The sequence below is a fragment of the Longimicrobium sp. genome (assembly GCF_036399255.1).
Taxonomy (GTDB): domain Bacteria; phylum Gemmatimonadota; class Gemmatimonadetes; order Longimicrobiales; family Longimicrobiaceae; genus Longimicrobium.
On record NZ_DASWNM010000074.1, the window covers coordinates 1 to 5,325 of the forward strand.

Below are 5,325 nucleotides of genomic sequence, written 5' to 3' on the forward strand. Positions count from 1 at the left end.
TTCGGGGTGGGCTGAGGGTCTGCCACGTGGCCGGTTGGGGTGCGCCCTCGGACGGGCCCGAACACCCGTCGCAGCGGATCGAATTCTCCCCTCTCCGTGAGGAACGAACGGGGAGGGGTCGGGGGAGGGGCACCCCGGCGGGCGCAGCTCGATCCCTGTCGCCAACCCTGATCCATCGGCCACCCCAACCTCCCCCAGCAGTTTTGGGGGAGGTGGCGAGCCTAAGCGAGCCGGAGGGGGCGCCCGCGGACGCAGCGTGATCCAATCCGGAGCGGATCGAATTCTCCTCTCCCCCATGGGGTTTATGGGGGAGAGGCCGGGAGAGGGGGGCGCCCGCGGACGCAGTCCGGACCCGTCCGCAGCGGGATCGAATTCTCCCCTCTCCGTGAGGAACGAACGGGGAGGGGCCGGGGGAGGGGCACCCCGCGGGCGCAGTCCGGTGCCCGTCGCCGAGCCCACATCCGTCGGCCACCCCAACCTCCCCCAGCAGTTTTGGGGGAGGTGGCGAGCCTGAGCGAGCCGGAGGGGGCGCCCGCGGACGCAGCCGGATGCCGTCGCCGAGCCTGGATGTATCAGAGCCTGCGCGAGTCGTAGTGAAGGGGGCGCCGTCGCGCTCGAAGGTCGGCCGAAGCACGAAGAGACGTCCACGCATCACATAGATGAGCAACCAGATGCACGAGCAGCAGGGCGGCGAGTTCGACGTCGCCATCATCGGAATGGCCGGACGGTTTCCCGGCGCGGACGACATGGACGCGTTCTGGGGGCTGCTGCGCGAAGGCCGCGAGGCCATCACGCACTTCACCGACGACGAGCTGCGCGCCGCCGGCTACACCGACGCCGAGCTGGCCCACCCCGACCTGGTCAAGTCCATCGGCAAGCTGCGCGACGTGGCGCACTTCGACGCCGGCTTCTTTGGCTACAGCCCCCGCGAGGCCGAGGTGCTGGAGCCGTCGCACCGCCTGTTCCTGGAGTGCGCCTGGGAAGCCATGGAGTCCGCCGGCTACGCCCCCGAGCGCGTGCAGGGCCGCGTGGGCGTGTACGCCGGCGCGGGCACGCCCATGTACACCGAGCGGCACATCCTCGCCAACGCGGAGCTCATGGCCGCGGTGGGGCACATGCAGGCCGGGCTGGGCGGCAAGGACTTCATCGCCACCCGCACCGCCTACAAGCTGGGGCTGCGCGGCCCCGCCGTCTCCGTGCAGACCGCCTGCTCCACCGCGCTGGTCTCGGTGCACATGGCCGTGCAGAGCCTGCTGAGCGGCGAAAGCGACATGGCGCTGGCCGGCGGCGCCAACGTCATCGTTCCCCAGGACACCGGCTACGGCTACGCGCCCGGAAGCATCGCCTCGCCCGACGGGCACTGCCGCGCGTTCGACGCGCAGTCCGCCGGCACCGTCTCGTCCAGCGGGGTGGGCGTGGTGGCCCTCAAGCGGCTGGGCGACGCGCTGCGCGACGGCGACCCGGTGCACGCGGTCATCAAGGGCTCCGCCATCAACAACGACGGCGCGGCGCGGGTGGCGTTCTCCGCCCCCGGCGTGGACGGGCAGGCCGCCGTGATCACCGAGGCGCTGGCCGCGGCCGACGTGCACCCCGAAACCATCCAGTACGTCGAGGCGCACGGCAGCGGCACCGACCTGGGCGACACCATCGAGATCGCCGCCCTGACCCGCGCCTACCGCGCGCACACGGACCGCGAGGGCTTCTGCACCGTGGGCGCGGTGAAGACCAACCTGGGCCACACCGACGCCGCCGCGGGCGTCGCGGGGCTCATCAAGACCGTGCTGGCGCTGGAGCACGCCGAGATCCCGCCCACCGTCCACTTCGCGGAGCCGAACCCCAAGCTGAACATCGCCGGCAGCCCGTTCGTGGTGCGCGGCGACCTGCGGCCGTGGACCACGGACGGCACGCCGCGCCGCGCGGGGGTCAGCTCGTTCGGCATCGGCGGGACCAACGCGCACGTCATCCTGGAAGAAGCGCCGGCCCCCGTGCCCTCGGGCCCGTCGCGCCCCTGGCAGGTGCTGCCCGTCAGCGCGCGCACCCCGCAGGCGCTGGACGCGGCCACGGACCGGCTGGCCGAGCACCTGGCCGCGCATCCCGATCTTCCGCTGGCGGACGTCGCCTTTACCCTGCAGGAGGGGCGGCGCGCCTTTCCGTATCGCCGCACCGTCGTGGTCCGCGACGGGGAGGACGCCGCGAAGCTGGTGCGCGAGCGGACGCCGGAGCGCACCGCCGCGATGATGGCGGAGGGGGGCACGCGCACCGTCGTCTTCCTCTTTTCGGGGCTGGGCGACCAGTACCCGGGGATGGCGCGCGGGCTGTACGAGGCCGAGCCCGCCTTCCGGGCCGAGGTGGACCGCTGCGCGGAGATCCTGACGCCGCACCTGGGGATGGACATCCGCCAGGCGATGTTCCCCGGCGACGCGCCGTCGGACGCCGCCGCCTCCGCGTCGCTGGACCTGCGGGCGATGCTGGGCCGCTCGGGCACCACGCCGGAAGCGGAGCGGCTGAACGAGACGGCGGTGGCGCAGCCGGCCGTGTTCGTCATCGACTATGCGATGGCGAAGCTGTGGATGAGCTGGGGGATCGTCCCCCACGCCGTCATCGGCCACTCGCTGGGCGAGTACGCGGCGGCCTGCATCGCCGGCGTGCTGCCGCTGGAGGACGCGCTGGCGCTGGTGGCGGACCGCGCGCGCATCATCCAGGCGCTTCCCGGCGGGGCCATGCTGGCCGTGTCGCTGGACGAGGTCACCCTGCGCTCCCTGCTTACGCCGGACGTGCAGATCGCCACCGTCAACGCGCCCAACCTCACCGTGGTCGCGGGGCCGGCGGAGGCGGTGGAGGCGATGGAGCGGACGCTGGCGGAGCGCGGCCACGTCGCCCGCCGCGTCCCCACCACCCACGCCTTCCACTCGCGGATGATGGCGCCCGCGGCCGAGCGGCTGGCCGCGCGCGTGGCGCAGGTGCGGATGGGCGCGCCGAAGATCCCCATGATCAGCAACGTCACGGGGACGTGGATCACCGACGACGAGGCGGGCGATCCCGCGTACTGGACGCGCCACATGCTGGGCACCGTCCGCTTTGCCGAGGGGATCGGCGAGCTGCTGTCGGAGCCGGGCCGCGTGCTGCTGGAGGTGGGCCCCGGGCAGACGCTCTCGACCTTCGTCCGCCAGCGCCCGCAGAGCCACCGCGAGCACGTGCCGCTGGCCGTCATCCCCTCCCTGCGCTACGCGTACGACCGCAAGCCCGACGCGCAGTTCCTGGCCGAGGCGCTGGGCCGGCTCTGGCTGGCCGGCGTGGAGCCCGACTGGTCCGCCTACCGCGCCGGCGAGCGCCGCCGCCGCGTGCGGCTCCCCACCTATCCGTGGGAAAAGCAGCGCTACTGGGTCGAGGCGCCCGACGAGGCGCCCGCCTCCCGCGCCGCCGCGGCCGTGGCCGACACCGCCAAGCGCCCCGACCCCGCGGACTGGACCTACCTCCCCACCTGGACGCGCTCCCCCGCCATGGTGCGCGTCGCCCCGAAGCGCGTGCTCCTCGCGGGCGAGCCCGGCGAGCTGGTGCAGCGGATGGAGGCCGCCCTGCGCCAGGCCGGGCACACCGTGCAGCTGCTTCGCGGCGGCGCCGGCTTCCGCGCGGAGGGCGACGCGCTGGCCGTGCGCCACGCGTCCCGCGACGACTACCGGGCGCTGGCGGAGCACCTGCGCGCGTCCGGCGCGCCGGACGTGGCGATCCACGCCCACGCCCTGCACGACCCGCGCGCCGCGTTCGGCACGCTGGCGCTGCTGGGGGAGGCGCTGGGCGGACTGGAATCCGCCGAGCTGGTGGTGCTGACCGCCGGCGCGCAGGAGGTGACGGGCGACGAGGTGCTTTCGCCCGAGGCCGCCGCGCTGGTGGGCGCCTCGCGGGCGGTGGCGCAGGAGTTCGGCACGCTGCGCTGCCGGGTGGTGGACCTGTCCCCCGGCGACGTGTCGCCGCTGACCGCGGCGCGCGTGGTGGCGGAGGCGGTGAGCGGCGCGCCGGAGCTGGTGGTGGCCTACCGCGGCCGGCACCGCTGGGTGCGCGGCTTTCGCGCCGTGCGCCCCGCCGAGCCCGCCGTCCGCCTGCGCGAGGGCGGCGCCTACGCCATCGTGGGCCCCATCGGCCTGCACGAGGTGGATGCGGCGCAGGCCATCGCGCGCGTCCCCGGCACCCGCATCGCGCTGGTGGGCACCGAGGCGGTGGACCCGGAGGTGGTGCGGATGCTGGACGACGCCGGCGCCCGGGTGATGGGGATCGAGGCGAACCCGGCGGACGGCCGTGCGCTGGGCGCCGCGCTGCGCCAGGCGGAAGAGAGCTTTGGCGCGCTGCACGGCGTGGTGTACGCGCCCGAGCCGGGCGCGCTGGCGGAGTTCGGCGCCGTGGCGGACGCGGACCCCGCATTGTGGACGGCGCAGCTGGGGCGCTTCGCGAAGGAGCTGGGCGGCCTGGCCGAGGCGCTGGAGGGGCGTTCGCCGGACTTCTGCCTGCTGCAGCTGCCGCTGGCGGGCGTGCTGGGCGGCGTGGGGCAGGCGCGCTTCGCGGCGATGTCGTCGCTGGTGGAGGCCGTGGCGGCGGGGCGGGGGTGGACGGCGGTGGCGTGGGACCGCGGAAACACCGGCGGCGACGACCCGCTGGGGATTGCCCCCGGCGAGATGCCGGCCGCGCTGGACGCCGTGCTGGCGCTGGCCGGCCACCCCGGCGTGTTCGTCTCCACCAACGACCTCGAGGCGCGCGTCCGCGCCGCCGCCGCGCCGCGTGCCAGGCCCGCGGACGGCGAGTCCGGATCGGCGCTGTACGAGCGCCCCGCGCTGGAGGTGGCGTACCACGCGCCCACCAACGAGGTCGAGGAGCAGCTGGCGGAGGTGTGGCAGGAGCTGCTGGGGATCGGGAAGATCGGCATCCACGACGACTTCTTCGGGCTGGGCGGGCACTCGCTGCTGGCCACGCAGATCGTGGCGCGCGTGCGCGACCTGTTCCACCTGGAGCTGCCGCTGCAGACCATCTTCGAGGCGCCCACCATCGCCCGCTACGCCGAGCTCATCGAGGACACCATCATCGCCGAACTCGAGGGGATGACGGAGGAAGAGGCCGCGGGGATGATGCAGTAGGAGTGCGGGAGTGCGTGAGTGCGGGAGTGCGGGAGTGCGGGAGTGATGAGGGGGCGGAGGTAGGGAGGGGTTGGCGCGACCCGCGGGGCGCCCCCTCCGCTCGCTTAGGCTCGCACCTCCCCCAAGTCTGGGGGAGGTTGGGGTGGGGCAGGGATTGGGGCGGTTTGAAGGGGATTGCACTGCGTCCGCCGGAGCCCCCCAC

At 74.5% G+C, this 5,325-nt stretch carries 1 protein-coding gene; it reads left to right on the top strand.

Annotated elements, in window-relative coordinates:
• The first annotated feature begins 659 nt into the window (after positions 1-659).
• Positions 660-5,123 (top strand): type I polyketide synthase, encoded by a 4,464-nt coding sequence (locus tag VGC13_RS12000; RefSeq protein ID WP_331125501.1) that lies wholly within the window; start codon positions 660-662, stop codon positions 5,121-5,123.
• Positions 5,124-5,325: the final 202 nt, after the last annotated feature.